The organism is Streptomyces sp. Y2F8-2, from assembly GCF_014905555.1.
Lineage (GTDB): Bacteria > Actinomycetota > Actinomycetes > Streptomycetales > Streptomycetaceae > Streptomyces > Streptomyces cynarae.
This window is the reverse complement of record NZ_BNGS01000009.1, coordinates 71,675-98,089: the sequence shown is the minus strand read 5'-3', so window position 1 is coordinate 98,089 and position 26,415 is coordinate 71,675. Positions and strand designations below refer to the sequence as shown.

Sequence of the window (26,415 nt, the reverse complement as noted above, 5' to 3'; positions counted from 1 at the left end):
GGAACTCCTGTGGGAGTGGTGTCAGCAGCGCTGCAGTGGCGTCGTAGGTCAGCCCAGCACTTCTTCGATCGGGGCGTCGGCGTCCACGTAGCGCACGAGCTTGCGGTTCGCGAATTCCACGATGCCCACGTCGCCGAGTTCGCGCCCGTAGCCGGAGCGCTTGATGCCGCCGAAGGGCAGCTCCGGTCGGGACGCGGTCGGGTGGTTGATCCATACCATGCCCGCCTCCAGCCGGTCCGCGACTCCGCGAGCACGTTCCGGGTCGGCGGCGAAGACCGCGCCTCCCAGGCCGTAGGGAGAGGTGTTGGCCAGCGCCACGGCCTCGTCCTCGTCGGCGACCCGGTAGACCGTGGCGACGGGGCCGAAGAGCTCTTCCCGGTAGGCCCGCATGTCCGGTGTGACGTCGGTGAGAAGAGTCGGCTCGACGAAGGCGCCCGGCAGGTCGGGCCGCCCGCCGCCCAGCACCACCGTGGCTCCCTTGTCCACCGCGTCACGAACCTGCTCCATCAGGAGTTCGGCCGCGGCCTCGGAGGACAGCGGGCCGAGCGTGGTGGCGGGGTCGGCCGGATCTCCCGGTTGCACCTCGCTCATCCGGTCACGCAGCCCGGTGACGAAGGCGTCGTAGACGTCGGCAAGGGCGATGAAGCGCTTGGCCGCCACGCAGCACTGCCCGGTGTTGCCCATCCGGCCGAGGAACGCGGCGTACACGGTGCGCTCGAGGTTGTGATCGTCCAGCACGACGAAGGGATCACTGCCACCCAGCTCGAGGACGGACTTTTTGACATTGCGGCCGGCGATCTCGCCCAAGCTCACGCCCGCCCGCTCGCTTCCGGTCAGTGACGCTCCCTGCACTCGAGAGTCATCGATGATGTTCCCGACGTCTCTGCCCCGCACGAAAAGATTGGTGTAGACCCCGGTCGGCACAACCGCATCCGTGAACAGCTGCTCGAGTGCCAGTGCGGACTGGGGGCAGCTACTCGCGTGCTTGAGCAGGATCGTGTTGCCCAGGACGAGGTTCGGACCCGCGAATCGGACGACCTGGTACAGCGGGAAGTTCCACGGCATAACGCCGAGAAGGACGCCGAGCGGCTCGTTCACCAGCACGGCCGTGCCCTCGGGCACCGGCAGGGGTCGTTCTTCCAGCAGCTCGGGGCCGTGCTCTCCGTAGTAGGTGAGGATGTCGGACGCGAGGTCGACCTCTGCACGGCTCGAGTTGATCAGCTTGCCGACCTCAAGGGTCAGGAGGTGCGCCAGTTCCTCCTTGCGCTCCCTCATGAGCCGGCCGGCGCGTTGCACGAGGGCCCCCCGGTCGGCCGTCGACCGGGCACGCCAGTTTGGAAAGCTGCGGTGCGCCGCGTCGATCGCGCGCCCTACGTCCTCGTCGCTCAGCGCCGGGAACTCACGAACCCTTTCACCGGTGTACGGGTTGACCGTGGCGATGGGGCTTGCCTGGGCAGTGACATGGGCGTCCATGACGCCTCCCTGGAGTCGGGACCCCTCGGGTTTCCACGCCCGGACCCGCTCACACGTGCTGATCCGGTCCCATGTCACGGCAGGCTGGGGGCAGTCGTGGTCATCGCCGTCCGTGGGCGGGCGCGGGCCGGGCCGGCGTGGCAGGCTTGCAGGGCGTCCGCGCCGTTCGTCGCAACACAGCAGCGAAGGAGGACGACCCATGGATGAGCAGGAATTCGTCCGTACCGTCGCCGAGCGCACCGGACTGGGCCGGGAGGAGGCGGGGGACCTGACCTGGGCCACGCTCGAGACGCTGGCCCACAGGCTGAGCCCGGGGGAGGCCAGGGACCTGGTCACCGAGCTCCCCGAGGGCCTCGCGGAGGCGGTGCGCCGGGGAACCACGGATCGCATCGAGCGGTTCGGCCACAAGGACAGCGTGCGGCGCGTGGCCGAACGCACCATGCTCAAGGAGGAGGAGGCCGACCGGGGTGTGCGAACCGTACTGGCCGTGCTCCGCGAGGCGATCAGCGAGAAGGAGTTCAACGACCTGATGGCGCAGCTCGGAACGGACTTCTCCCAGGCCATGAAACCCGCCGGGTGACACCCGCGGATCGCCGGTCCCTCGCGGCCGTCATGGCGTGAGGCGCACACGAAGGCCCGGGCCGCGGCCCGGGCGTCACAGTGCGATGACGTGGAGGTCGACCAGGTCGAGCAGCGCCCGCAGAGCCGAGCTGGGCCGCCGGGTCGACGACGTGCCGAGATGCATGCTCCAGCGGAGCACGGTGCCGTGGACGTCCAGGACGTGCAGGCCGGGGGTGCGGGCAACGGCGAACGCGGGCAGGAAGGCGATGCCCAGACCGTGCCGGACCAGTGCCGCCCCCATGTCGATGTCGGGCACTTCCAGTGCCACCCGGCGTGCGACGCCCGCTGCCGCGAACGCCCGGTCGACCACCTCGCGGTTGCCGTAGCCCGGCGGGAAGTCCACGAAGGGCTCCCCCGCGAGGTCCGCAAGTACCACCTTTCCCCGCTGCGCGAGCGGATGGGCGGCGCTCACCACCAGGACGAGCGGCACGGTGGCCAGCTCCCGTGCGTCGATCCCGGCGGGCTTGCGTTCGGGCAGCGACAGGAAGGCCACGTCAAGGTCCCCGCTGAGCAGCGCCTGCGCCAGTCCCGCCGAGCCGGCCGTCGCCAGCCGCAGCCGGACGTCGATCGCCGGATGCCGCGCGTGCAGCTGCCCGAGGAGCGCAGGCAGGTCCACCACCTCGACCGAGGCCATGGCCCCCACGTTCACCGTGCCGCGCAGCGTGTCCTGTGCGGCGCGTACGGCGTCCTGGGCGGCCTGGGCGGCGTTCAGGGTGGCCCGAGCCTCCGGCAGCAGCGAGGCGCCCGCCCCGGTGAGCCGGACCTGCTGCGACGTGCGCTCGAACAGCGCGCAGCCGAGCTCGCGCTCCAGGGAGCGGATCGCGGCGGACACCCCTGACTGCACCACGTGCAGCCGGCGTGCGGCACGAGTGAAACTCAGCTCCTCGGCGACCGCGATGAAGTGCTCCAGCTGACGTAGCTCCACAGCAGAAGTATCACTCGCATTGCTGGAGCCCAGCAAAAACATTCGTTGGCACTGATTCTGGCTGGTGAGGAGGATGGAAAGCGCCATCCGCTTCCGCCCGAGGAGGGGTACCCCTGCCTGCCGTTCCGACGCCGCTGAGCCGTCCCACAGCCGACGCTCCCGACGACCCGACCCACCGGATTCCAGCACCCGCTCCCGCCGACCTGCCGCCCCGCGCCCCCGCCCGGCGCCGTGCCTCGCACACGACCGGCTTCTGGTTCGTGGCGGTGGCTTTCACCGTGCTGATGGCCTTCGGCACCGCGCCGACCCCGCTGTGGCCGCTGTACGAGGCTCGGGACCACTTCGGCGCGACCACGGTCACGGTGGCGTACGCCTCGATGGTCGTGGGCGCAGCGGCCGCATTCCTAGGGCTGGGGCACCTGTCGGACCGGCTCGGCCGGAGGCGCATCATCGTCCCGGCGCTGCTGGTCGGCATCGTCGCGTCGGTCGTACTGATCGTGTGGCGGGACCTGCCGGGGCTGATCGCGGGCAGGATCCTGAACGGTGTCGGACTGGGGCTGATGGCCTCGACCGCGACGACGTACCTGCACGACCTCCACCACGAGGTCCGTCCGGAACGGACGGGTTCGGTGCTGCCCGGCATCGTGGCCACCGCCGCCAACCTCGGCGGCCTGGCCTCAGGGCCCCTGGTCGCCGGAGCCGCCGCCGAGTGGCTTCCCGCGCCCCTGATCACCGCCCAGGCGATCTTCACGCTCGCCATGGCAGTGTGCCTGGCGCTGGTGCTGTGCACCCCGGAGACCGTGGACCTGGAGTTGCCCGCGGCCCAACCGTCCAGCAGGTTCGTCCTGCGCCCCGGCGGCCGGCGGGCGTTCGGCGCGGCCGGCGCGCTGGGCGCCTTCGCCTTCGCGATCCTCGGCCTGATCTCCTCCCTCGGGGCGAGCGTGCTCCACGGCACCCTGCACACCGACTCGCACCTCGTGGTCGGCCTGGCGGCCTTCCTCATGTTCGGTTCCGCGGCGGCCGCCCAGCTGGTGCTGGGCCGCCTCCCACTGCCCCGGCTCCTGACCGTGGGGGCAGTGGTCTTCCCGGTCGGGCTGGTCCTGTGCGCCGTCGCCCTCCACCATCCGGCGCTCTGGCTCTACCTGGTCGCCGTGTCCCTGTCGGGAGCCGGCTCCGGGCTGCTGTTCAAGGGAGGCGTCGAACGTGCCGGTTCAGTGGCCGAGCCCGCCTCACGCGCGGGGGTCCTCGCCGTGTTCTTCGTCGTCGCGTACCTGGGAATGGGCCTGCCCTCCGTCCTGTTCAGCATCGCCCTGCGGCACTTCGCCGTGCAGACCGCGATGATCGGTTTCGCGACGGTCCTCTCCTGCGGCGCCGTTGTGTCGGTGGTCGTCGCGTTGCGGGATCGCGCACCCGGTCCCGGCGAGCTCTCGGCGCAGTCCGCTCGCCCCTCCTGACCTCCCGGCGGCGCATGCGACACGGTTGTCTGGGAGGCGCGGACCTGGGCACCCGGTGCGGGTGCGCGTGACACGGATCCGCGGCAGACGGGAGGCCCGAGATGTCTGCGGAATCGGCCAGAACGATCGCGCTCCCCTCTGGTGAGGAGATCGCGGCGCTCGGGCAGGGCACCTGGTACCTGGGCGAGGACCCGGCCCGGCGTGAACAGGAGATCGCCGCACTGCGGCTGGGCGTGGACCTGGGGATGACCGTCGTCGACACGGCGGAGATGTACGGCGACGGCGCAACCGAGGAACTCGTCGGGGAGGCCCTCCGCGGACGCCGGGAGGAGGTCTTCCTCGTCAGCAAGGTGCTGCCAGGCCACGCCGACCGGAAGGGCACCGTCGCTGCCTGCGAGGGCAGCCTGCGGCGGCTCCGTACGGAACGGCTGGACCTGTACCTGCTGCACTGGCGGGGACGGTGGCCACTCGAGGAGACCCTGGCGGGATTCACCGACCTGATGGAGGCGGAGAAGATCCGTTACTGGGGCGTGAGCAATCTGGACGTGGCCGACATGGCCGAGCTGACCACCCTCCCCGGTGGCGACGCCTCGGCCGTCGACCAAGTGCTGTACAACCTCTCCCGGCGCGGCATCGAGTGGGATCTTCTCCCCTGGTGCCGCGAGGCCGGGGTGACGGTCATGGCCTACTCCCCGATCGAGCAGGGGCGGCTCCTGAAGGTCGAGGCACTGGATGCCGTGGCCCGGGCCCTCGGAGCCACGCCGACCCAGGTGGCACTCGCCTGGGTGCTGGAACAGGGGGTGACCGCGATCCCGCGTTCCGGATCACCCGACCACGTTCGGGAGAACCGCGGCGCGGTGGACCTCCACCTTCCCACCGAGGCGCTCGACGCCCTCGACGAGGCGTTCCCGCCACCCAGCGGGCCCACGCCCCTGGAGATGCTCTGAAGGAGTTGACAGGATGACACGCCCGCTCGTCGTCGGAATGGGTGGTTCGCTGCGGTCCCCGTCGACCCGCCTCGCCGCACTGTGTGTGGCGGTCGAGGGGGCGGCCGATGCGGGCGCCGGCACTCTGGTGATCGACCTCAAGCGGCCGGCTCTTGCCCGAGACGCAAAACGTCCGCCCCTCGACCAGTGTGACGGTGGCCGCCGTGAGTACGGCCGGTTCCGTGTCCTCGATGGTGGCGCCGACCTCGTCGGTCATGGCTCCTTCTAGCCCGGGGCGCCGACGAGAGCCTCGAAGTCCCGGGGCAGCTGGGATATTACGTGGCGGAACTCGCCATCACTGACCGCGTCCCTCAGGGTGGTCAGCTCCGCCCGTACGCCCTCGCGGGCCTCGTCCGGGCTCACCCCTGCTCGCCTGCTCACCCGATTGATGAACTCGTCGAGTCCGAAGGGCTCGGCCTCCGGAGTGGGAGAGACCAGCGGTTCCTTCAGCGGCTTGGGCAGTTCGGACGCGAGGTCCTCCGCCTCACCCCTGGTGAGCCGCTCGGCCAGGGTTTCCAGGGTGGCACGGGTGAGGGGCTCCGCCTTCTCCGGGCCACACCCTGCCTGCTCCCGACGGGCGGAAAAACGGCGGGCTCCGTGGACCTCCGAGCACAAGTGCGGACGGCCTCCGCCACGGCAAAGGGGACACCGTCGCCGGTCTGCCGGATGTGCGTCAGGGCGCCGTGCCTGTGGGGCGCGGCCGGCTTTTCCGCCGTCGCGTTTCCGGTCGGCCCGGTCGGCCCGTTCGGCGTCGAGAGCGTTCGAGAGGGACGGCCGTACGGCTGACCGGGGGATGCCTGCGCATTCCATGCTGCTCTGCCAGGGTAGGAGGGGGTGTTCTTTTTCGGCCTCGGGTGCGGAGGCGCTCAGCAGGCGGGCTCTGCGAATCTCGACCGGTAACAGCCGATGGCGGCGCCGGCGGGAGCGAACGACGCCGTCCGGTTCCCGGTGAGGAGGCGAGAGGCATGACCGTGATGGGTGTGTCGAAGTTCGAGAGGTTCTTCCGCGCCGCCGCAGGCCTCGACGTGGACAAGAACGACCTGAAGCGGTACGGCGACTTCGTCGACGCCAAGCTCTACGACCTCCTGGTCGTCGGCCAGGCGTCGGCCAAGGCCAACGGCCGGGATACCGTCGAACCGTGGGACCTACCGATCACCAAGGGCCTCCAGGAGAGCATCCACCGGTTCCGGCGGCTCGACGAGGAGGTCGAGCTGAAGCCGATCGTGGAACAGCTCGCCGCGCACCCTCCCCTCGACAGGACACCCACCCACGAGACCGAAGAGCGCTACCCCGAGATCATCGGCGGTCTCAGCGTCGCCCTCGCCGAGACGTTCAAAATCATGTACCCGGATGTCAAGAACCCGCAGACCAGCCACTGGGACAGCGTGACCGCGGTGTTCGACCGGCTGCTGTAGCGGTCGCGCCCCGGTGCATGTCACCGATCTGAACTGACATGCCGGGCGGGGGCCGGAAGGAGACGGGAGCCTTTGTCGAGGCCGGGGTCGCGCCGCAGATGCTCGAGGATTCGCGATTGCCCTCTCAGCGCGGCTGGTCTCCTGGGCCGGGAAAATCACGCCTGATTTCTCCCACGCAACGGCCTCGGATTCGGAATGCCGTTTCGGGCAGGCAGATGAGGGATTGCGCGCCGAGAGGGTGAAGGAAGTCCTCGATGCGCGTGTCGATGAACAAGGCAGCAGACGGATACCAGCACCTCGACGCCCGCGACGACGGCTGGACCGAAGTCGTCCTCCACCCGGACGGCAGCTCCGGCTGGTCGCGCGCGCATACACGCTCGGGGCACCCTCGGCCGCGCCTTGCAGTCCCCGGTCCGGGAAAGGGATCCGGACGGGCCCTGCCGGGTGTCCCTGCCACTCGTGTCGTACAACCAGCGACTCGTGAAGGGAGCCGCATCATGACACAGGAACTGCGGGGGATGCGGGTGGGGATTCTGGCCGCCGACGGCGTCGAGCGCGTGGAACTCGACCAGCCGCGCGGTGCGCTGCAGGGCGCAGGGGCGAAGACCGAGATCGTCTCGCTCCATCCCGGCGAGATCCAGGCCCGCCAGTTCGACCTCAACGCGGCGGGAACCTTCCCTGTGGACCGCCTGGTCGCCGACGCCTCCGTCGACGACTACCACGCCCTGCTCCTGCCCGGCGGCACCATGAACCCCGACCAGCTGCGCATGGACCGCGACGCGGTGCAGTTCGTCAGGGACTTCATGGCCAGCGGGAAACCGGTCGCATCGATCTGCCACGGCCCGTGGACCCTGGCGGAGGCCGACGCCGTGCGCGGTCGCCGCCTGACGTCCTGGCCCAGCATCCGCACCGACCTGCGCAACGCCGGCGCGGAGGTCGTCGCCGACCAGGAGGTGGTCGTCGACGGGCAGCTGGTCACCAGCCGCGGCCCGGCCGACCTGCCTGCCTTCTGCGCCGCCGTCGTGGAGCAGTTCGCCCGGGCGCACCACCCCATGCCCGGCTGAACCCAACGGCCTGGCCGCGGAGAGAGCAGGCGGTGCACGGTGGAGGTGGGCCCGCTCTCCACCCCACCGGCCGGTCAGCCGTGGCGGTCGCCTCCGTACGGCCGCCGGCCCGTAGCGTCGCGCAGCCGCGTCGAATGTCGCCACGGGATCAGGATCGCCGCGGTGCGCCGTACCAGCCTGGAGTGGAGGAAGGGGTCGGTCCTGCGTCCCGGGTGGGAACCAGGACTCGGAACATCCGTGAACCCCGCTACCTCACGCCGGGCCGAACCGTGAGGTACCCCGCCGCGAACCCGAATCGTCGTCCCGCCTCCTGTCCTCGCAGACCGACCGCCGGTGCCACTTTTGGACCCGCTGGGCGCAGGCGGGGTGACCGGGCGAACAGCCACTCTGGGACCTGTCGGGACCGCTCGGCGGTCCGTCGGCGGAAGGAGTGGCCATGACCGAGCAGGCCCGCAGGGCCGTTGCCTCGTACTCGACGTACCAGGAAGCCGAACATGCCGTCGATCACCTCGCCGACCAGGGCTTTCCCGTTGAGAAGGTGGCGATCATCGGTCGGGACATGCGCCTGGTCGAACAAGTGATCGGTCGAATGGGGTACGGCGAGGCCGCCCTCCACGGCGCAGCCACCGGAGCGCTGCCCGGCGTACTCGTCGGCTGGATCTTCGGGCTGCTGAACTGGCTGAATCCGGTCGTCTCCGGTCTGCTCCTCGCCCTGTACGGGCTGATCTTCGGAGCGGTCGTCGGTGCGCTGCTCGGCGTGCTGTTGCACGCGGCCCAGGGCGGCCGCAGGAACTTCGCCTCGGTCCGCTCGATGGAGCCCAGCCGGTACGACGTCGTGGTGGACGAGGACGTCGCCGATGAGGCCGTCCGGCTGGTCGCCGGGCTGGACAGCAGGGCCGGCGCGAACACGGGGAGTGCCTCCTCCAGGGGCGGCCGCCCGCGCAGCGGCCCCGCCCCCAGCTGAACGAGTTTCGAAGCCGGGCGGACAGGGCCCGGAGGATGAACGGTCGCCGACGGACGTCGACCGCCGCGGAAGGAGTTCCTCATGGCCAAGGCAGTGGGCATCGACCTGGGCACCACCAACTCGGTGATCGCGGTGTGGGAGGGCGGCGAGCCGTCCGTCGTGCCCAACAGCGAGGGCAACCGCACGACACCGTCCGTCGTGGCCTTCACCGACACCGGCGAGCGCCTGGTGGGCCAGCTGGCCCGCCGCCAGGCGATCCTCAATCCCAAGGGCACCATCTACTCGGCCAAGCGGTTCATCGGCCGGCACTTCGACGAGATCCCCGACGAGGCCAAGGCCGTCGCCTACGACGTCGTCCCGGGAGAGAACGGCGAGGCCCGCTTCAAGGTGCGTGACAAGCTGTACGCGCCTGAGGAGATCAGTGCCCTGGTGCTGCGCAAACTCGCCGACGACGCCTCCAAGCAGCTGGGGGAACGGGTCACGGAGGCGGTCATCACGGTGCCCGCCTACTTCAACGACGCCCAGCGCACCGCGACCCGTGATGCCGGACGGATCGCGGGACTGGAAGTGCTGCGGATCATCAACGAGCCGACTGCGGCCGCCCTCGCGTACGGCATGGACAAGAAGCAGCACGAGACCGTTCTCGTCTTCGACCTGGGCGGCGGCACCTTCGACGTGAGCATCCTCGATGTCGGCGACGGCGTGGTCGAGGTGCGTTCCACGGCGGGTGACAGCCATCTGGGCGGCGACGACTTCGACCGGCGTCTGGTCGACTACCTCGCGGACGACTTCCAGAAGGAGAACGGCATCGACCTGCGCAAGGACCCGCAGGCGCTGCAACGCCTGTTCGAGGCGGCCGAGAAGGCCAAGACCGAGCTCAGCTCCGTCACCCAGACCCAGGTCAGCCTGCCGTTCATCACCGCCGACGCCTCCGGGCCCAAGCATCTCACCGACTCGATCATGCGGTCCACGTTCGAGCAGATCACCGGCGACCTGGTGGAGCGCTGCCTCGGTCCGGTCCAGCAGGCCATGGCCGACGCCAAGGTCAGCGAGAGCGACATCGACGAGGTCATCCTCGTCGGCGGTTCCACCCGCATCCCCGCCGTCCAGGCCCTGGTGCGTCGACTGACCGGCGGCAAGGACCCCAACATGAGCGTCAACCCCGATGAGGTCGTGGCCCTGGGTGCCGCGATCCAGGCCGGGGTGCTCAAGGGCGAGGTCAAGGACGTCCTGCTGCTCGACGTCACCCCCCTGTCCCTGGGCGTGGAGACGCGCGGCGGAGTGATGACGAAGATCATCGAGCGGAACACCACCATCCCGGTGCGCCGCAGCGAGACCTTCTCCACCGCCGAGGACAACCAGCCGGCCGTCGACATCGTCGTCCTCCAGGGCGAGCGCGAGCGGGCCGCCGACAACCGGGTCCTCGGCCGGTTCCAGCTCACCGACATCCGGCCGGCGCCGCGGGGCGAACCGCAGATCGAGGTCACCTTCGACATCGACGCCAACGGCATCCTCAACGTCAGCGCGCGCGACAAGGACACCGGCAAGGAACAGGGCATCACCATCAGCGAGAGCTCCAACCTGGACCGGAGCGAGGTCGAACGCATGGTCCAGGAAGCCGAAAGCAACCGGGGCCAGGACCAGGCACTCCGCGAGGCCGTCGACGCCCGCAACGAACTCGACGCGATCGCCTACCAGGTCGAAAAGCGCCTGAACGAACTGGCCGACGCCGCGCCCGCGCACGAAAAGGCGCGCGCCGAGATGCTGGTGGCCGAGGCCCGCGACGCGGTCAAGAACGAGGCCGGAGTGGACAAGGTCAGGCCGCTGATCTCCGAACTCCAGCAGGTCTACGCCGGGCTCGCCGCCCACCAGGCCGAAGCCGCGGCGGCGAGTGGTCCGTCGGACACCACCGGGCCGGACGGCGCCGGGCAGGGCGGTGCCGGCGCCGACGAAGACGTGATCGACGCCGAGTTCGACAAGGGCTGAGGTGCCGGCCATGCCGATTTCTCCCCAGGACCGATCGTCCGACCTACCGCCCGAAGGCGCCGGACAACCGCCGCAGGGCCACCTGCCCGAGCCCGCGCCGCCGACCACGCAGGCCGAACCGGGGCCCGACGCGGCCACCGGTCCGGCCGGGGTCGAGGACGAGTACGCGGCCGCGCTGAAAGAGGTCGAGGACCGCTGGCGGCGTGCTCTCGCCGATCTGGACAACCTGCGCAAGCGACACGCCAGGGAACTGGACCGGGAGCGCGCGCTCGAACGCGCCCGCACGGCCGCGGCCTTCCTTCCCGTCGTCGACAACCTCGAACTGGCCCTGAACCACGCGGGCTCCGACCCCGGGGCGATCGTCGAGGGGGTTCGCGCCGTGCGCGACCAGGCCGTGTCCATCCTCGAACGCCTTGGTTACGAGCGTCACGCCGAGACCGGCGTCCCGTTCGACCCCTCCCGGCACGAGGTCGTCGGCGTGGTCCAGGACCCCGACGCCGAACCGAACACCGTGGCGCAGGTGCTGCGCCCCGGCTACGGCGAGGCCGAGCGGCAGCTGAGGCCGGCCGCCGTGACCGTCGCCAAGCGGGAGTGAGCGGCCATGGCACGCGACTTCTACGAGGTTCTCGGGGTCCCGCGAGACGCCGACAAGGACGAGATCCAGCGGGCGTATCGCAAGCTGGCCCGCAAGTACCACCCGGACGTCAACAAGGACCCCGCGGCGGAGGAGCGGTTCAAGGAGATCAACGAGGCCTTCAGTGTCCTGTCCGACCCCGACCAGCGGGCCCGTTACGACCGTTTCGGCGAGGACTTCCGGAAGGTCCCCGAGGACTGGGAGGAGCGGGTCGGTGCCGGCGCGGGACCCGGCGGCGGCTTCCGCTGGTCCACCGGGGACGGCCCCCGGGTCCGGTACGCCACCAGCGGCTTCGGCGCGGAGGGCGTCGACGTCGACGACCTGTTCGGCTCGTTCTTCGGGGGCGCCGGACGGGTGCGTGTCCCCGGAGCCGACCAGGAGGCCGAACTGCCGCTCACCGTCGAGGAGGCCTACCGCGGAGGTCATCGCACCGTCACGCTCGCCGGTCCCACCGGGCAGCCGCGGCGGTACGAGGTCGACGTGCCACCGGGTGTCACCGACGGGCAGCGTATCCGGCTGGCGGGCGAGGGCGGCCGGGGCAACGGTGACGCCCCCGCGGGGGACCTGTACCTGCGGGTGCGGATCCAGCCGCACCCCCAGTTCCGCCTCGACGGCCGGGACGTGTACGTGCAGCTTCCGGTCACACCCTGGGAGGCCGCGCTGGGCGCGACGGTTCCGGTGCCCACGCCGAGCGGGGCGACGGCGAAGGTCAGCGTGCCCGCGGGCTCGTCCAGCGGCCGGCGGCTGCGGCTGCGCGGTGAGGGCATGCCGAACCCGCACGGCACGAACGGCAATCTCTACGCCGAGCTCCGGATCATGGTGCCGTCCAGGCTCAGCGACCGGGAGCGCGCACTCTTCGAGGAGCTCGCCGCCGTCTCCTCGTTCGACCCCAGGAGGACACGATGAGTGACCCACGCGCCGGGGCGCGCCCGGCGTCTCGGCTGACAACTCCCGCGCCGGCACGCGTCCGGTACGCGATCGTGCCGGTGCCCAGGCTCTCCCTGCAGACCGTGGCCCGCCGCTCCGGGGTCCATCCCGACCTCATCCGCCGGTTCGTCGCTCTGGGCCTGGTCGAGGCCGAGCGCGACGCCTCCGGAGGGCTGGTGTTCGAACCCACGGCACCGGCCGCCCTTGCCCGCGTCCAGCGGCTGCGCACCGGGCTGTGCCTCAACTACGCATCCATCGGCCTGGTGCTCGACCTGCTGGACCGCATCAGCATGCTCGAAGCCGCCCTGCGCCGCGCCGGTACGAGGAGTGAAACACCCCCATGGACATGAACCGTCTCACGCAGAAGTCCCAGGAAGCACTCCAGGAGGCCCAGAGCGCGGCCGTCGGCATGGGGCAGACCGAGGTCGACGGGGAACACCTGCTGCTCGCGCTTCTCGATCAGGAGGACGGTCTGATCCCACGGTTGCTGCAACAGGCCGGCACCGAGCCGAAGGAGCTGCGCGCGGCCGTGCGCGAGGAACTCTCCCGCCGCCCGAAGGTCACCGGTCCCGGCGCGGCACCCGGCCAGGTCTTCGTCACTCAGCGCCTGTCCCGCCTGCTCGATGCCGCCGAGCGGGAGGCCAAACGCCTCAAGGACGAGTACGTGTCCGTGGAGCACCTCCTGCTCGCCCTGGCCGAGGAGGGCTCGGCGACCGCCGCCGGACGCCTGCTCAAGGAGCACGGCGTGACCCGGGATTCGTTCCTGAGCGCGCTCACCCAGGTCCGCGGCAACCAGCGCGTCACCTCCGCCAACCCCGAAGTGGCCTATGAGGCTCTGGAGAAGTACGGCCGCGACCTCGTCCTCGAGGCTCGGTCCGGGCGGCTGGACCCGGTCATCGGCCGTGACGCGGAGATCCGCCGCGTCACCCAGATCCTCAGCCGCAAGACCAAGAACAACCCCGTCCTCATCGGCGATCCCGGCGTCGGCAAGACCGCCATCGTCGAGGGCCTGGCCCAGCGCATCGTTCGCGGTGACGTCCCCGAGGGCCTGCGCGACAAGACGGTGTTCGCTCTCGACATGGGCTCCCTGGTCGCCGGCGCCAAGTACCGCGGCGAGTTCGAGGAACGACTCAAGGCCGTCCTGTCCGAGGTGAAGGCCGCCCAGGGACGCATCCTGCTCTTCGTCGACGAACTCCACACCGTCGTGGGCGCGGGCGCCGCCGAAGGGGCCATGGACGCGGGCAACATGCTCAAGCCGATGCTCGCCCGCGGCGAACTCCACATGATCGGCGCCACCACCCTCGACGAGTACCGCAAGCACATCGAGAAGGACGCCGCCCTCGAACGCCGCTTCCAGCAGGTGCTGGTCGACGAGCCGAGCGTGGAGGACACCATCTCCATCCTGCGCGGACTGCGCGAACGCCTCGAGGTCTTCCACGGCGTGAAGATCCAGGACACCGCACTGGTCTCCGCGGCCACCCTCAGTCACCGCTACATCACCGACCGGTTCCTGCCCGACAAGGCCATCGACCTCGTCGACGAGGCGTGCGCCCGGCTGCGTACCGAGATCGACTCGATGCCCGCCGAACTCGACGAGATCACCCGCCGCGTCACCCGCCTGGAGATCGAGGAGGCGGCCCTGTCGAAGGAGACCGACGCCGCCAGCAAAGCTCGCCTGGAGGAACTGCGCAAGGAACTGGCCGACCTGCGCGGCGAGGCCGACGCCAAACGTGCTCAGTGGGAGGCCGAACGGCAGGCCATCCGCCGCGTGCAGGAGCTACGCCAGGAACTGGAGCAGGTCCGCCACGAGGCGGAGGAGGCCGAACGCGCCTACGACCTCAACCGCGCCGCCGAACTCCGCTACGGCCGCCTCCAGGACCTGGAGCGCCGGCTGAAGGCCGAGGAGGAGCAGCTGGCCACCAAACAAGGGCAGAACCGGCTGCTGCGCGAGGTTGTCACCGAGGAGGAGATCGCCGAGATCGTCGCCGCCTGGACCGGCATCCCCGTCGCCCGTCTCCAGGAGGGCGAACGCGAGAAGCTGCTGCGCCTCGACGAGATCCTGCGCGAGCGCGTCATCGGCCAGGACGAGGCCGTCAAACTCGTCGCCGACGCCATCATCCGCGCCCGCTCCGGCATCCGCGACCCGCGCCGCCCCATCGGCTCGTTCATCTTCCTCGGCCCCACCGGCGTCGGGAAGACCGAGCTGGCCAAGACCCTCGCGGCGGCCCTGTTCGACTCCGAGGAGAACATGGTCCGTCTCGACATGAGTGAGTACCAGGAGCGGCACACCGTCAGCCGGCTCATGGGCGCACCACCTGGATACGTCGGCTACGAGGAAGGCGGCCAGCTCACCGAGGCCGTACGCCGCAAGCCGTACTCCGTTGTGCTGTTCGACGAGATCGAGAAGGCGCACACCGATGTCTTCAACACCCTGCTGCAGATCCTCGACGACGGCCGCATCACCGATGCTCAGGGCCGCACCGTCGACTTCCGTAACACCGTGATCATCATGACGTCGAACATCGGCTCCGAGCACCTCCTCGACGGCGCCACCGCCGAGGGTGAGATCAAGCCGGACGCCCGCGCCCTGGTGATGGGCGAGCTGCGCGGGCACTTCCGCCCGGAGTTCCTCAACCGCGTCGACGACATCGTGCTGTTCAAACCGCTCGGTGAGCGGCAGATCGAGCGGATCGTGGAGCTGCAGTTCGACGAGCTGCGCCGCCGGCTCGCCGAACGCCGCATCACTGTCGAACTCACCGAGGCGGCCCGGGAGTTGATCGCCCACCAGGGCTACGACCCGGTGTACGGGGCCCGGCCGCTGCGCCGCTACATCTCCCACGAGGTCGAGACGATGGTCGGGCGCGCCCTGCTGCGCGGTGACGTCCAGGACGGCGCGACGGTCCGCGTCGACGCCGAACATGGAGAGCTGGTAGTCACCTACGACCAGCCCGAGGACGTGAAGGGAGCGCGGGCGGCATGAGCACGATGCAGGCGACGACCGTCAGTTGTCCCCACTGCGGGCGGACCAACCGGGTGCCCGTGGCCGCGGAGGGCCGCCCCAAGTGCGGCCACTGCAAGCAGCCCCTGCCGTGGATGGTGGACGCGGGCGACGACGACTTCACCGAGGTCGCCGAGCGGGCCGACGTCCCCGTCGTGGTCGACCTGTGGGCCACCTGGTGCGGCCCCTGCCGCATGGTCAGTCCGGCGCTGGAGAAGGTGGCCACCGACCTCGCCGGCCGCATCAAACTCGTCAAGGTCGACGTCGACAAGAACCCGCGACTGTCGCAGCGTTTCGGGGTCCAGGCCGTACCGACACTGCTGATCCTCGACCGGGGCGAGACGGTCGCCCGGCAGGCGGGGGCGGCGCCCGCCCCCGCTCTGCGCCGGTGGGTGGAACAGTCGATCACCGCCCGGAAAGGGTGATCCGGATGACCCTGCATGCAGACCCCCACCTCGCGCTCGTCCGGCCGGTCAAGCCGCTGACCCCAGAAGGGTGTCAGGAGTGTCTGATGCTCGGCTCCCCGTGGGTCCACCTGAGGCTCTGCCTGACCTGCGGGCACGTCGGCTGCTGTGACTCCTCGCCGAACAAGCACGCGCGCAGGCACGCAGCTGCCGACGCCCATCCGATCGTGCAGTCGTTCCAGCCCGACGAGGATTGGCGCTGGTGCTACGTTCACGAGGCGTTCGTCTGATGTCCGGCCGCCAGTCGCTGCCGGGCGAAGAACCGGTGCCGGAGAAGGCGGACGAGGCCGCCTTCTGGGAGACCCCGGACATCTACGGCGCGTATCCGCGCCTCACGGAGGACCAGATAGCACGTCTGGCGGAGCACGGGCAACGCCGGAGCATGGCTCCGAACGACGTGCTGATCCGGGAGGGGGAGCGCTGCGAGACGTTCTTCGTCGTCCTCAGCGGTTCCGTCGCCGTCGTCGAGGACTACGGCACTCCCGAGGAGCACGTGCTGCGCGTGCACGGCCCCGGTCGCTTCATCGGCGAACTCGGCCTGCTGTACGGACAAGTGGCCTTCTACACCGCTGTCGCCAGGGAGCCGGGCGAGGTCCTTGTCGTCTCCTTGGACCAGTTGCGCCACCTGGTGTCCCAGGACTCCACCATCGGGGACATCGTGCTGCGCGCCTGTCTGGGCCGTCGCGCGCTGCTCGTCGGACAGGGCGCCGGCTTCCGCATCATCGGCTCGCGCTACTCGCCCGACACCAGACGGCTGCGCGAGTTCGCCGTCCGCAACCGGCTGCCGCACCGCTGGATCGACCTGGAGACCGACGAGGAGGCCGAGGAGCTGCTGCGCCGCTTCGGCGTCAGCCCGGAGGAGACACCGCTCGTCATCTGGCGGGACACCACCCTGTTGCGCAACCCCAGCAACGCGGAACTGGCCCGGCTCATCGGCCTGCCGTCACTACCCGCCGGAAACCGCCACGGCGACGTCCTCATCGTGGGCTCCGGACCCGCCGGCCTCGCTGCCGCGGTGTACGCCGCCTCCGAGGGCCTGAGCACCACGGTGGTGGAGGCGATGGCCACCGGCGGCCAGGCCGGCACGTCGTCCCGCATCGAGAATCTGCTCGGCTTCCCATCCGGCATCTCCGGCGCCGAACTCACCGAACGCGCCGTGCTCCAGGCCGACAAGTTCGGCGCCAGGATCAGCCTTCCGCTGGAGGCGACCGGTCTCCATCCCAAGGACGACGACCACTACGTGGTGGCGTTCGCCGACGGCAGCGAGATCGCCGCCCGCGCCGTCGTCCTGGCCATGGGTGCCCGCTACCGCCGGCTCCAGGTGCCCGGCATCGAACGCCTGGAGGGAACGAGCGTGCACTACTCGGCGACCGTCTACGAGGCCCAGCAGTGCCGCACCGACCCGGTGGCCGTCGTCGGCGGAGGCAACTCGGCGGGCCAGGCGGTGCTGTTCCTCGCCGGATACGCACCGAAGGTGCACCTGCTGGTCCGAGGAGCCGGCCTTGAGGCCAACATGTCCCGCTACCTGGTCGACCAGGTCGAGCGCCATCCGCGGGTGGAGGTCATGCTGCACACCGAGGTCACCGAGGTCATCGGCCAGGAAGCGCTGGAGGAGCTCGACGTGGTCGACAACCGCACGGGCGGGCACCGCCGGCTCGCGGTACGGAGCCTGTTCGTCTTCACCGGCGCCGACCCTCACACCGAGTGGCTCGCCGGCATCATCGCCCTCGACTCCCGCGGCTTCGTCCTCACCGGGCCGGAGGCTCAGGAAGCCTGCGCCTCCCCCGAGGTGTGGCACGGCCGCGGGCGCTCGTGCATGACCCTGGAGGCCAGCCTGCCCGGGGTCTTCGCGGTCGGGGACGTCCGCAGCGGCTCGGTGAAGCGGGTGGCCTCCGCGGCCGGTGAGGGCGCGATGGCCATCCACTTCGTGCACCGGCACCTGGGGCACTCGGCCGTACCCGGCACCACCGGCACGTCAGCTGTCGCGGGCCACTCGGACGTCTCCCCACGCATACGTCACAAGGAGTCCGCATGGCTCGCATGACGCATGGCGGACGACGAGATCACGAGAAGGAAGAAGGAGGCGATGGCGATGGCCATGCCCGTCCGGCGCCACCGCGGTGGCGGCCTGCAGGAACGGCCCGTCTGGGCACCCACCCCTCTCAACCCCCTGGTCGAGTTCGACGAACTGCTCAACCAGATGAGCGGCCTGCTGGAGTCGACGGTGGGCGCGGCACCCGCGGTTGCGTGGACGCCACTCGCGGACGTGTCGGAGTCCGAGGACGCGTTCCACATAGAGATCGAACTCCCCGGTGTGAAGAGCAAGGACATTGACGTAGAGGCCAACGGTCCCGAACTCGTGGTCACCGGAGAGATCAAGGAGCGGGAACGCAAGGGTGTCCTGCGCCGCAGCACCCGCCGCGTCGGAGCCTTCGAGTACCGTTTGCGGCTGCCCGGAGAACTGGACACCCACAAGATCAAGGCTGAGATGCAGGACGGAGTGCTCAGCATCACCGTCCCCAAGGCCGACGTCGCAAAGCCGCGACACGTCGAGATCACCGAGAGGAGTGAAAGTACCGAGAGCAGCGGCTGAGACGCGAGCGCCGCGGTTCCGGGCACCCATCCGGCACTGCGGCCGGGTCGGCGCCCCTCACGGCGGCGGAGACGCGCTACGCGACTCCCCACCGTTGGTGGTTTTTCCTGCTGGTCTCGCTGACGTTCTTCGTGGCGTACGCGGGAGCGAACCAGGTCCGCCTGACGGTGAGCGAGGTCCTGAAATCGCCGACCGCACCGCCCGCCGCCGGGAGTAGGAGCGCGCCGGAGCCCGCCGTTACCGCCCGGGCACCGGACCGGGCAGCACCCTGTATTCGCCGAGGATGGCCGGCACCGCGGGCACGGCAAGTCGTACGTCCGCCACGGCCGGACAACGCCTCGACGACGAGATCGAACAGATGACCCACGCGCTCCAAGAAGCCGGCCCGACGAGCGGCGACCGACTCGAACAGGCGGTGGGCGGCCGTTCCTGGGGCTCCGGGCGTTTGCGCCGTGCCCTGCGTGAGTCTCGGGCCAAGGGCGTTGCGAACGGCAGCTACGCGCCGGCGGACGGACCCGGCCGCCCCGACGGCGCACCGGGCGCCCCCCATGACCAGCGGTGACCAAGGCAGAAGGAAGTCAACTATGAAATACGATGGGTTCCTCGCCCGTGTGCGCGAGCGAGGCGAATACAACGACCAGGACGAAGCCGCGGACGTCACCAACGCCGTGCTCGAAGTGCTGGCCCAACGGATCAGCCCGGGAGAGGTCAAGGACCTCGCATCCCAGCTGCCCGGCCCGCTGGGACAAGTCCTGGACCATGCCGCGCCGCAGCAGGCGCGAAGCTTCGGGATCGAAGAGTTCTACCGCCGGGTCGCCGAGCGCACCCATGCCCGACCTCGTACGGCGCAGTGGGACGCCAGCGCGGTCCTGACCACCGTCGCCGACGCTGTCACCGGCGGAGAGCTGAATCAGATCATCAGCCAGCTCCCCTCCAGTTACGCGGTCCTGTTCGGCAAGGCCGACCTCGCGGACTGAGCCCGTGAGGGGCGTTGGCTGCTGAGCGTGATGATCGTCTGACAGTTCTATGGGATGGATTTTCGTGGTTCTCCAGCTCGCATTCCGTCGGTTCCCCTTTCTGTGACAGCAGCGCCTGGGAAGGTACGACGGACAGGTGCCAACCACGTCCAACTTATGCGTTCGAAGGGCCGGCTGCCGGCACAGGACCGCCGGTCGCTGAGCAGTGCCAGCATCGGCCGGTCCACCGAGCACGCCTGCGACGGCGGGCAGCGCAGGCGCTGTCGTTGTCCCGCGGACAGCCGACCCAGCAGTCCGGCCCGATGGCTGGCTCCTCCAATGCGGCGACAACCTGGACCAGGGCATGTTTGAGTCCCACGCCGTCACGCTGGTGGCGTCGCTCATCCTCGGCAAGGCGGCTTTCGGCCCGTCCGGCCCGGTGTTTCCCCCGCTCGTACCTGCGATCGGCGTGGTCACGGCGGTCATTGGGGTCCTGACCGTCACGCGGCGCGCCCAACTTCTCATAACTGACGTATCGTCAAGCAAGTCAGCGTCTGATCAGCATCAGTCCCCAGAGGGTCTTCCTGGCAGACGTCTGATCGGCGGCGTCACAACAGCCTGGTTCGCACGGAAATGCAGGCAGGGAACCCTGTCGTCTGAATGAAGCGATGTTCCTCACAATCATCAACTCCGACGCGTGCCGGTGTACAGTAAAGACCGCCCTTGACCTGCACAAAGCAGGCAGGGAGCCGTCTTTCAGGAGTCCAAAGTGCTGCGTACTCTGTTCAAGTCCAAGATCCACCGTGCCACCGTCACCCAGGCCGACCTGCACTACGTGGGATCGGTGACCATCGACGCCGATCTCCTCGACGCCGCCGACCTGCTCCCCGGGGAGCTGGTCCACATCGTCGACATCACCAACGGTGCCCGCCTGGAGACGTACGTCATCGAGGGCGAACGCGGCTCGGGTGTCATCGGCATCAACGGAGCCGCGGCCCACCTGGTCCACCCCGGCGACCTCGTGATCATCATCAGCTACGCCCAGGTCTCCGACGCCGAGGCACGGAGCCTGCGGCCGCGGGTGGTGCACGTGGACGGTGAGAACCGGATCGTGGCCCTGGGCGCCGACCCGTCCGCCCCGGTACCGGGATCGGACCAGGAGCGCAGTCCGCAGGCCGTGGCCGCCGGGTGACCCCGCACACCGGCCCGCTCGCCCTGCTGCACACCTCGCCGGTCCACGTCCCCGTCTTCGAGACCCTGCGCGACGCGGCCCATCCGGGGCTCGGCCTGACGCACCACGTGGCGACGGAGCTGTTGGACCGCGCCCGCGCGTACGGCCCGGGCGTCGTGGCCGACGACGTCCGGGACGTCCTGCGAGGGGCCGCCGCGGCGGGCGCACGCGCCGTGCTGTGCACCTGCTCGACCATCGGCGCGGTCGCCGAGCGCGCGGACGTCGGTGTGCCGGTGCTGCGCGTGGACCGGCCGATGGCCGCGGCCGCGGTGGCCACAGGGCCCCGGATCGTCGTCGTAGCCGCGCTGGAGAGCACCCTCGAGCCGACCGTCGCCCTGGTGCGCGAGGAGGCGGTGGGCCGAGGTCACGTCGAACCGCGCACCCTGCTCGTCGACGACGCATGGGCGCGTTTCGAGGCCGGGGACACCGACGGCTACCTCCGCCTGATCGCCGACGCCGCCGACTCGGTCACCGACGCCGACGCGATCGTCCTCGCCCAGGCGTCCATGGCCCCGGCCCGGCACCTGACCGCGACCACCGTCCCCGTCCTGTCGAGCCCGGAGCTCGGACTCGCCGCTGCGGCCACCGCAGCGGCACATGGTTCTCGGAACGGTTCACGCGGCCCTCGGAACGGTTCACACGGCTGACCGGTGGCGGCGCCGCCGTGCGCTGTGCCCGGCCGGCCGCGGCGGACCGCGGTGGCCCGGTCGGGCCCCGGCCCGTCCCGCAACGGGGTGAGTGCCCGTACGGCGCCCGGGTACCCGGGGGACAAGTCCAGGCCGACGTACGACTGGCTGGAGGACACGATGACGCATCCGCTCCCCGATCCCGCACAGCCGGGACCACCACCCGGACCGGGACCGACCCCGGGACCGGAGCCGACCCCCGAACCGGGCCCCGCGCCGGGGCCTGAGCCCGCACCCCCGGAACCGGGACCCGCGCCACCGGGACCCGAGCCGACACCTCCGGCACCCGGCCCCACGCCCCCGGGACCCGAGCCGGTGCCGCCGGGACCGGGTCCGGACCGCCCGCACCCCGAACCGGGCCCCGACCGCCCGCACCCCGGCCCGGGGCCGGTGCCCACGCCGGAGCCGCCCCCGTCGCCGATCCCGAAACCGCCGGGCCCGGACCCCGTCCCCGAACCCGGAGAACCGGGGCCGCCCCTTTCGTAGGACGCCCCGACACGGAAAGCACACCGGCCCGGTGCACGGGCGGAAACCCCCGTGCACCGGGCCACTGCCGTCTCCGGCCACTCCGCGGCCACTGCCGTACCCGGACGCCGACGGACGGGCACGCCGGCGTCCGGCGACCCCAGAGCCGCCCGCCCCCGAAGCCCCCGAGGCGCCCACCCCCGAAGCCCCCGAGCCCGCCGCCCCCGAAGCCCCGAGCCGCCCGGCCTCTGAGCCGCCCTGCGCCCTACGCCTCGACCTCCGACCGGTCCCCGCCCCACAGCGTGTGGAACGACCCCGCACGATCCGTCCGCCGGTAGGTGTGCGCGCCGAAGAAGTCACGCTGCCCCTGGGTCAGCGCGGCCGGCAGCCGCTCCGCGCGCAGGGCGTCGTAGTAGGCGAGGGCCGCCGAGAAGCCCGGCGTCGGCACGCCCTGGCGGGTCGCGGCCACCAGGACCTCGCGCCAGTCGTCCTGCGCCGCGGCGATCTCCTGCGCGAACGTCTCGTCCGACAGCAGGCTCGGCAGGTCCGCCCGGGCGTCGTACGCCGCGCGGATGCGGTCGAGGAACGCCGCGCGGATGATGCAGCCGCCGCGCCAGATGGACGCCACCTCACCGAGGTCGATGTTCCAGCCGTACTCCGCGCTGCCCGACGCGATCTCGTGGAAGCCCTGCGTGTACGACACGATCTTCGACGCGTACAGCGCCTGCTCCACCCGGTCCGCGAAGGCCGCCGCCTCGGACGTGCCGAGCGGCGACGCCTTGGGCCCGGCCAGGCCCCGCGACGCCTCGCGCAGCGCCGTGTGCCCGGACAGCGAGCGGGCGAAGACGGCCTCCGCGATGCCGGACACCGGAACGCCGAGGTCCAGCGCGATCTGCACCGTCCAGCGGCCGGTGCCCTTCTGCTCCGCCTGGTCCTGGACCACGTCCACGAACGGCTTGCCCGTCGCCGCGTCCACGTGGGAGAGCACCTCCGCCGTGATCTCGATCAGGTACGAGTCCAGGCGGCCGGTGTTCCAGGTGCGGAAGATCTCCGCGATCTCGGCGGGGGAGTAGCCGGCGACGTCGCGCAGCAGCTGGTACGCCTCGCCGATCAACTGCATGTCGGCGTACTCGATGCCGTTGTGCACCATCTTCACGAAGTGCCCGGCGCCGTCCGGGCCGACGTGGGTCACACACGGCGCGCCGTCCTTCGCCTTCGCGGAGATCTTCTCCAGCATCGGGCCCAGCGACTCGTACGACTCGGCCGAGCCGCCCGGCATGATGCTCGGCCCGTGCAGCGCGCCCTCCTCGCCTCCGGAGATGCCGGTGCCGACGAAGTGGATGCCCCGCTCCCGCAGTTCCTTCTCGCGGCGGCGGGTGTCCGCGAAGTGCGCGTTGCCGCCGTCGATGATCATGTCACCGGGCTCGAGCAGCGGTGCGAACTCCTGGATCACGGCGTCCGTCGGCCCGCCCGCCTTCACCATGATCATCAGGCGCCGTGGCCGCTCCAGCGCCGCCACGAAGTCCTCAGCGGACTCGGTCGCCACGAAGTCGCCCTCGTGTCCGAACTCCTTCACCAGCTCATGGGTCCGTGACACGGTCCGGTTGTGCAGGGCGACCGCATAGCCGTTGCGCGCGAAGTTACGGGCGAGGTTGCGGCCCATGACCGCGAGACCCGTGACGCCGATCTGGGCTGAAGTGCTCATAACGGTTGGCTCCTAGAGGTCCTGGAATCGGCGGTGCCGGTTCGGTCCGGACGACATCATCGAAGGGTGGTGCCGCTCGTGCTGGTCAGTATTGCCTGGTGACCATCGTGACGCGCCGGTACACCCGCCGCACATCCGGAATCTCCCGACGCCGTACGCGATCTCCCGCCGCCGTCCGGGGTCTCCCACCGAGGAGCCGGCGTCACGCGCGGACCCCGGCAGTTCTCTCCGCCGGCCGCAACCAGGCGCGATTCCCGGCCAGTTGACGCGACGGAGCGACCGATTCCCCGTCTTGTCATGGCCTGTTCGCGGCGTTTACTTTTGCCCCTCCTGACGCATGTCGAGGGGGCTTTCCATGGCCGTACGCGGCCGGCACCGCCGGTATCAGCCGACAAGGATCAACCGCGCCTCGCTCACCGTCACGGCGGGCGGCGCCGGCATGGCACTCCCGCTCATCGGCACCGGCGTCGCGCACGCGGCCGACGTGGACACCTGGAGCAAGGTCGCCGCCTGCGAGTCCAGCGGCGACTGGGGCATCAACACCGGCAACGGCTATTACGGGGGACTGCAGTTCACGCAGTCGACCTGGGAGGCCTACGGGGGGACGGCGTACGCGCGGCGCGCGGATATGGCCTCCAGGGACCAGCAGATCGCCGTGGCCGAGAAGGTCCTCGAGGGACAGGGGCCCGGCGCCTGGCCGGTGTGCTCCGCACGCGCGGGTCTGACCCGGGGCGGATCCGGCCCGGGCACATCACAGACCGCGCCGGCGACCGTCAAACGTTCCGTGCGCGACGTGAAACCGCAGACCACGCCCCAGTCACAGGCGGGCACCACCGAGATGTACACCGTGGTGCACGGCGACACGCTCTCCGGCATCGCCGACTCCCACCACGTCCAGGGCGGCTGGCAGGGGCTGTACGCGGCCAACCGGACGACGGTCGGCGCGGACCCGGACCTGATCCTGCCCGGGCAGCGGCTGAACCTGCGGGCGAAGGCGGGCAAGGCGGCCAAGGCCCCGGCGCACCCGGAGGCGACGCCGGAGCGGACCCGCAAGACGTCCGAGGCGACGACTCACAAAACGTCCGAGCGGACCCACAAGACGTCCGAGGGAACCCACAAGTCGACCCCCCGGAAGACGCCTTCACACCACAGCGCCCCCACCCACCCCATGGTCGCCCCGGTGAACGCCGCTACGGGCACTCGCTACCACGCCGCCGGGTCGGCGTGGTCGAAGGGCTACCACACCGGCGTCGACTTCCCCGTGCCGACCGGCACCTCCGTGCGGGCCGTCGCGGCCGGGCAGGTGGTCGGTGCCGGCTGGGGCGGTTCCTTCGGCTACCAGGTGGTCATCCGGCACGCCGACGGCCGCTACACGCAGTACGCCCATCTGTCGGCGATCTCCGTCAAGGACGGGCAGAGCGTGGTGGCCGGCCAGCGCATCGGCCGTTCCGGCTCCACGGGCAACAGCACGGGTCCCCATCTGCACTTCGAGGTGCGGACGGGGCCCGGGTTCGGCAGCGACATCGACCCGGTCGCCTATCTCCGCGCGGGTGGCGTACCCGTTTGACACCGGGCGGGCCGATGCAGTCCGACGGGACCGGACCGGTCAGGACCCGGCCCGAGCGCGATACCGGTCCGGGACGGGCGCCGGAATGAACACCCCGGTGTGCAGGGGGTCGTACGGGCGCGACGGCACGCCGTACGCGCCGGGATGCCAGTCCTCGTACGCCTTCTCCACCATGCCCTGCCCGCCCGGGACCGTCTTCCGCACGGGCGTCGCGGGCTCCGGGACCGGCCGCGCCTTCGGCCACGGCTCGCCCACGGCCCCCGTGACGGCCTCGCCGACCGCCGTCGGGCGCCGATCGCCGTCGATCCGCTCCGTGGTCAGCAGGATCAGTCCGCCGGCGGCGAGCACACCGCAGACCAGGGCGAGCACCGTGCCGGTGATGCCGTAGCGGAAGGTTTCGCCGAACAGGGTGATGCCCACCGCGGCCGCCGCCACCGGATTGACGACGGTCAGCGTGGCGAGGGGTGCCGCGAGGCCCGCGCCCCGGTAGGAGGCCTGCGACAGCAGCAGACCGGCCGTCGCGAAGACGCCTATCGCCGCCAGGCTCGGCAGGTCCGCGAGGGAGACCCCGCCGGTCCAGTCCACCGCGACCGTCTTGGTGAACACCGACGACATGCCGAACGCGACACCGGACGCCACCGCCAACAGCACGCTGCGGACCGCCGGATGCCGGTGCGTCGCCCGTCCCGCGACCATCAGCGCCATCACGCCACCGGCGGTGACCAGGGCCAGCGTCAACCGCTGGGCACCGCCGAGGGAGTGCGTGTCGGAGACCCCGACCAGGGACAGCAGGACCGCGAGACCCACGGTCGCCATGACGGCACCGCGCCAGGCGGTCGTCCCCGCCCGGCGACCCACGCACAGGGCCGCCATCGGCAGCGCGAACACGATGGTCAGCGCGCCCAGCGGCTGGACCAGGCTCAAGGGGCCGTAGGCGAGCGCCGCCACGTGCAGCAGTCCGCCGAGACCGTTCAGCACGACCGCCGCCCACCAGGCCGGCCTGCGCAGCGGCGCGTAGGACCGGCCGGGCGCGGACACGGCCACCTGCTCCTGCACGATCGCCCCGCCCGCGTACGCGACGGCGGAGACGAGCGACAGGAGCACGGACAACGCGAGGGCGCTCATCAGCGACTCCTTCGCGTGGGGCCGGAGCGGGCGGCCCGGCGCGACGAACGGTCTTCTTCCATGGTCAACACGATGCCGCCCGAGGCTGTTCCCCGTCGTCGTCCCTGAGCACCCATTGGGTCATACTGCCGATGGAGTACGAGAGCGTTTCTCTCATCCCCGAGAGGGGCGCCGAC

General features: G+C 70.8%; 26 protein-coding genes. 21 read left to right on the top strand and 5 right to left on the bottom strand.

Features of this window, described 5'->3' with window-relative positions:
* Positions 1-48: 48 nt before the first annotated feature.
* A complete protein-coding gene (locus SY2F82_RS27990) occupies positions 49-1,473 on the bottom strand; it encodes an NAD-dependent succinate-semialdehyde dehydrogenase (RefSeq protein WP_200421927.1) in 1,425 nt (474 codons plus the stop codon).
* Between the two features lie 199 nt (positions 1,474-1,672).
* Here SY2F82_RS27990 and SY2F82_RS27985 point away from each other — a divergent pair, with 199 nt between their 5' ends.
* Positions 1,673-2,053: a DUF2267 domain-containing protein gene (locus SY2F82_RS27985; protein WP_200421926.1), complete on the top strand. Its 381-nt coding sequence runs from the start codon at positions 1,673-1,675 to the stop codon at positions 2,051-2,053.
* A gap of 75 nt (positions 2,054-2,128) precedes the next feature.
* Here the strand turns inward: SY2F82_RS27985 and SY2F82_RS27980 are convergent, their stop codons facing one another.
* Positions 2,129-3,019: a LysR family transcriptional regulator gene (locus SY2F82_RS27980; RefSeq protein ID WP_200421925.1), complete on the bottom strand. Its 891-nt coding sequence runs from the start codon at positions 3,017-3,019 to the stop codon at positions 2,129-2,131.
* A 266-nt stretch (positions 3,020-3,285) separates the two neighbouring features.
* Here SY2F82_RS27980 and SY2F82_RS27975 point away from each other — a divergent pair, with 266 nt between their 5' ends.
* The 3 genes from SY2F82_RS27975 (at position 3,286) to SY2F82_RS27965 (ending at position 5,688) form a co-directional block, all read left to right on the top strand.
* Complete coding sequence (locus SY2F82_RS27975) at positions 3,286-4,473, top strand: MFS transporter (RefSeq protein WP_236041836.1); 1,188 nt, start codon at positions 3,286-3,288, stop codon at positions 4,471-4,473.
* 101 nt (positions 4,474-4,574) lie between these two features.
* Positions 4,575-5,420, top strand: a complete 846-nt coding sequence (locus SY2F82_RS27970) for an aldo/keto reductase (protein WP_200421923.1) — start codon at positions 4,575-4,577, stop codon at positions 5,418-5,420.
* Positions 5,421-5,433: 13 nt separating this feature from the next.
* Positions 5,434-5,688 (top strand): hypothetical protein, encoded by a 255-nt coding sequence (locus SY2F82_RS27965; RefSeq protein ID WP_200421922.1) that lies wholly within the window; start codon positions 5,434-5,436, stop codon positions 5,686-5,688.
* On the opposite strand, the gene SY2F82_RS27960 is transcribed toward SY2F82_RS27965, so the two are convergent.
* Entirely contained in the window at positions 5,685-6,074 is a 390-nt protein-coding gene (locus SY2F82_RS27960) for a DUF2267 domain-containing protein (RefSeq protein ID WP_200421921.1), read from the bottom strand. The genes SY2F82_RS27965 and SY2F82_RS27960 overlap by 4 nt on opposite strands.
* A gap of 350 nt (positions 6,075-6,424) precedes the next feature.
* On the opposite strand from SY2F82_RS27960, the gene SY2F82_RS27955 reads away from it, so the two are divergent.
* From SY2F82_RS27955 to SY2F82_RS27880, 16 genes are all read left to right on the top strand, one after another.
* A complete protein-coding gene (locus tag SY2F82_RS27955; protein ID WP_200421920.1) occupies positions 6,425-6,874 on the top strand; it encodes a DUF1931 family protein in 450 nt (149 codons plus the stop codon).
* Positions 6,875-7,371: 497 nt separating this feature from the next.
* Positions 7,372-7,938, top strand: coding sequence for a type 1 glutamine amidotransferase domain-containing protein (locus SY2F82_RS27950; protein ID WP_200421919.1), 567 nt, complete (start codon positions 7,372-7,374; stop codon positions 7,936-7,938).
* 436 nt (positions 7,939-8,374) lie between these two features.
* Positions 8,375-8,902 carry a general stress protein gene (locus tag SY2F82_RS27945; protein WP_236041835.1) on the top strand — a complete coding sequence of 176 codons (528 nt, stop codon included), beginning with the start codon at positions 8,375-8,377 and terminating at the stop codon, positions 8,900-8,902.
* An 81-nt stretch (positions 8,903-8,983) separates the two neighbouring features.
* Complete coding sequence (dnaK, locus tag SY2F82_RS27940) at positions 8,984-10,888, top strand: molecular chaperone DnaK (protein WP_200421918.1); 1,905 nt, start codon at positions 8,984-8,986, stop codon at positions 10,886-10,888.
* Positions 10,889-10,898: 10 nt separating this feature from the next.
* Complete coding sequence (locus tag SY2F82_RS27935; RefSeq protein ID WP_200421917.1) at positions 10,899-11,483, top strand: nucleotide exchange factor GrpE; 585 nt, start codon at positions 10,899-10,901, stop codon at positions 11,481-11,483.
* A gap of 6 nt (positions 11,484-11,489) precedes the next feature.
* Positions 11,490-12,428, top strand: a complete 939-nt coding sequence (locus SY2F82_RS27930; protein WP_200421916.1) for a DnaJ C-terminal domain-containing protein — start codon at positions 11,490-11,492, stop codon at positions 12,426-12,428.
* The gene (locus tag SY2F82_RS27925) at positions 12,425-12,799 is read left to right on the top strand and encodes a chaperone modulator CbpM (RefSeq protein ID WP_236041834.1); all 375 of its coding nucleotides are present in this window, start codon (positions 12,425-12,427) and stop codon (positions 12,797-12,799) included. The genes SY2F82_RS27930 and SY2F82_RS27925 overlap by 4 nt, the downstream gene beginning before the upstream one ends.
* Positions 12,790-15,429 (top strand): ATP-dependent chaperone ClpB, encoded by a 2,640-nt coding sequence (gene clpB, locus SY2F82_RS27920; RefSeq protein WP_200421915.1) that lies wholly within the window; start codon positions 12,790-12,792, stop codon positions 15,427-15,429. Before SY2F82_RS27925 ends, clpB begins: the two co-directional genes overlap by 10 nt.
* Positions 15,426-15,872, top strand: a complete 447-nt coding sequence (gene trxA, locus SY2F82_RS27915; protein WP_200421914.1) for a thioredoxin — start codon at positions 15,426-15,428, stop codon at positions 15,870-15,872. Before clpB ends, trxA begins: the two co-directional genes overlap by 4 nt.
* Before the next feature lie 5 nt (positions 15,873-15,877).
* Positions 15,878-16,141 (top strand): UBP-type zinc finger domain-containing protein, encoded by a 264-nt coding sequence (locus SY2F82_RS27910; protein WP_200421913.1) that lies wholly within the window; start codon positions 15,878-15,880, stop codon positions 16,139-16,141.
* Entirely contained in the window at positions 16,141-17,955 is a 1,815-nt protein-coding gene (locus tag SY2F82_RS27905) for an FAD-dependent oxidoreductase (protein WP_200421912.1), read from the top strand. Before SY2F82_RS27910 ends, SY2F82_RS27905 begins: the two co-directional genes overlap by 1 nt.
* A 48-nt stretch (positions 17,956-18,003) precedes the next feature.
* Complete coding sequence (locus SY2F82_RS27900) at positions 18,004-18,504, top strand: Hsp20/alpha crystallin family protein (protein ID WP_200422146.1); 501 nt, start codon at positions 18,004-18,006, stop codon at positions 18,502-18,504.
* A 283-nt stretch (positions 18,505-18,787) separates the two neighbouring features.
* On the top strand, positions 18,788-19,066 hold the full coding sequence (locus tag SY2F82_RS27895; protein WP_236041833.1) for a hypothetical protein: 279 nt from the start codon (positions 18,788-18,790) through the stop codon (positions 19,064-19,066).
* Positions 19,067-19,088: 22 nt separating this feature from the next.
* The gene (locus SY2F82_RS27890) at positions 19,089-19,481 is read left to right on the top strand and encodes a DUF2267 domain-containing protein (protein WP_067043084.1); all 393 of its coding nucleotides are present in this window, start codon (positions 19,089-19,091) and stop codon (positions 19,479-19,481) included.
* A gap of 748 nt (positions 19,482-20,229) precedes the next feature.
* Positions 20,230-20,652, top strand: a complete 423-nt coding sequence (panD, locus tag SY2F82_RS27885; RefSeq protein WP_200421911.1) for an aspartate 1-decarboxylase — start codon at positions 20,230-20,232, stop codon at positions 20,650-20,652.
* Positions 20,649-21,338, top strand: a complete 690-nt coding sequence (locus SY2F82_RS27880) for an aspartate/glutamate racemase family protein (protein ID WP_200421910.1) — start codon at positions 20,649-20,651, stop codon at positions 21,336-21,338. The genes panD and SY2F82_RS27880 overlap by 4 nt, the downstream gene beginning before the upstream one ends.
* A gap of 769 nt (positions 21,339-22,107) precedes the next feature.
* Here SY2F82_RS27880 and gndA read toward each other — a convergent pair.
* Complete coding sequence (gene gndA, locus SY2F82_RS27875) at positions 22,108-23,547, bottom strand: NADP-dependent phosphogluconate dehydrogenase (RefSeq protein ID WP_200421909.1); 1,440 nt, start codon at positions 23,545-23,547, stop codon at positions 22,108-22,110.
* A gap of 355 nt (positions 23,548-23,902) precedes the next feature.
* On the opposite strand from gndA, the gene SY2F82_RS27870 reads away from it, so the two are divergent.
* Positions 23,903-25,114, top strand: a complete 1,212-nt coding sequence (locus SY2F82_RS27870; RefSeq protein WP_200421908.1) for a transglycosylase family protein — start codon at positions 23,903-23,905, stop codon at positions 25,112-25,114.
* A 39-nt stretch (positions 25,115-25,153) separates the two neighbouring features.
* Here SY2F82_RS27870 and SY2F82_RS27865 read toward each other — a convergent pair whose 3' ends face one another.
* Positions 25,154-26,239, bottom strand: a complete 1,086-nt coding sequence (locus SY2F82_RS27865; RefSeq protein WP_200421907.1) for a DMT family transporter — start codon at positions 26,237-26,239, stop codon at positions 25,154-25,156.
* Positions 26,240-26,415 lie beyond the last annotated feature (176 nt).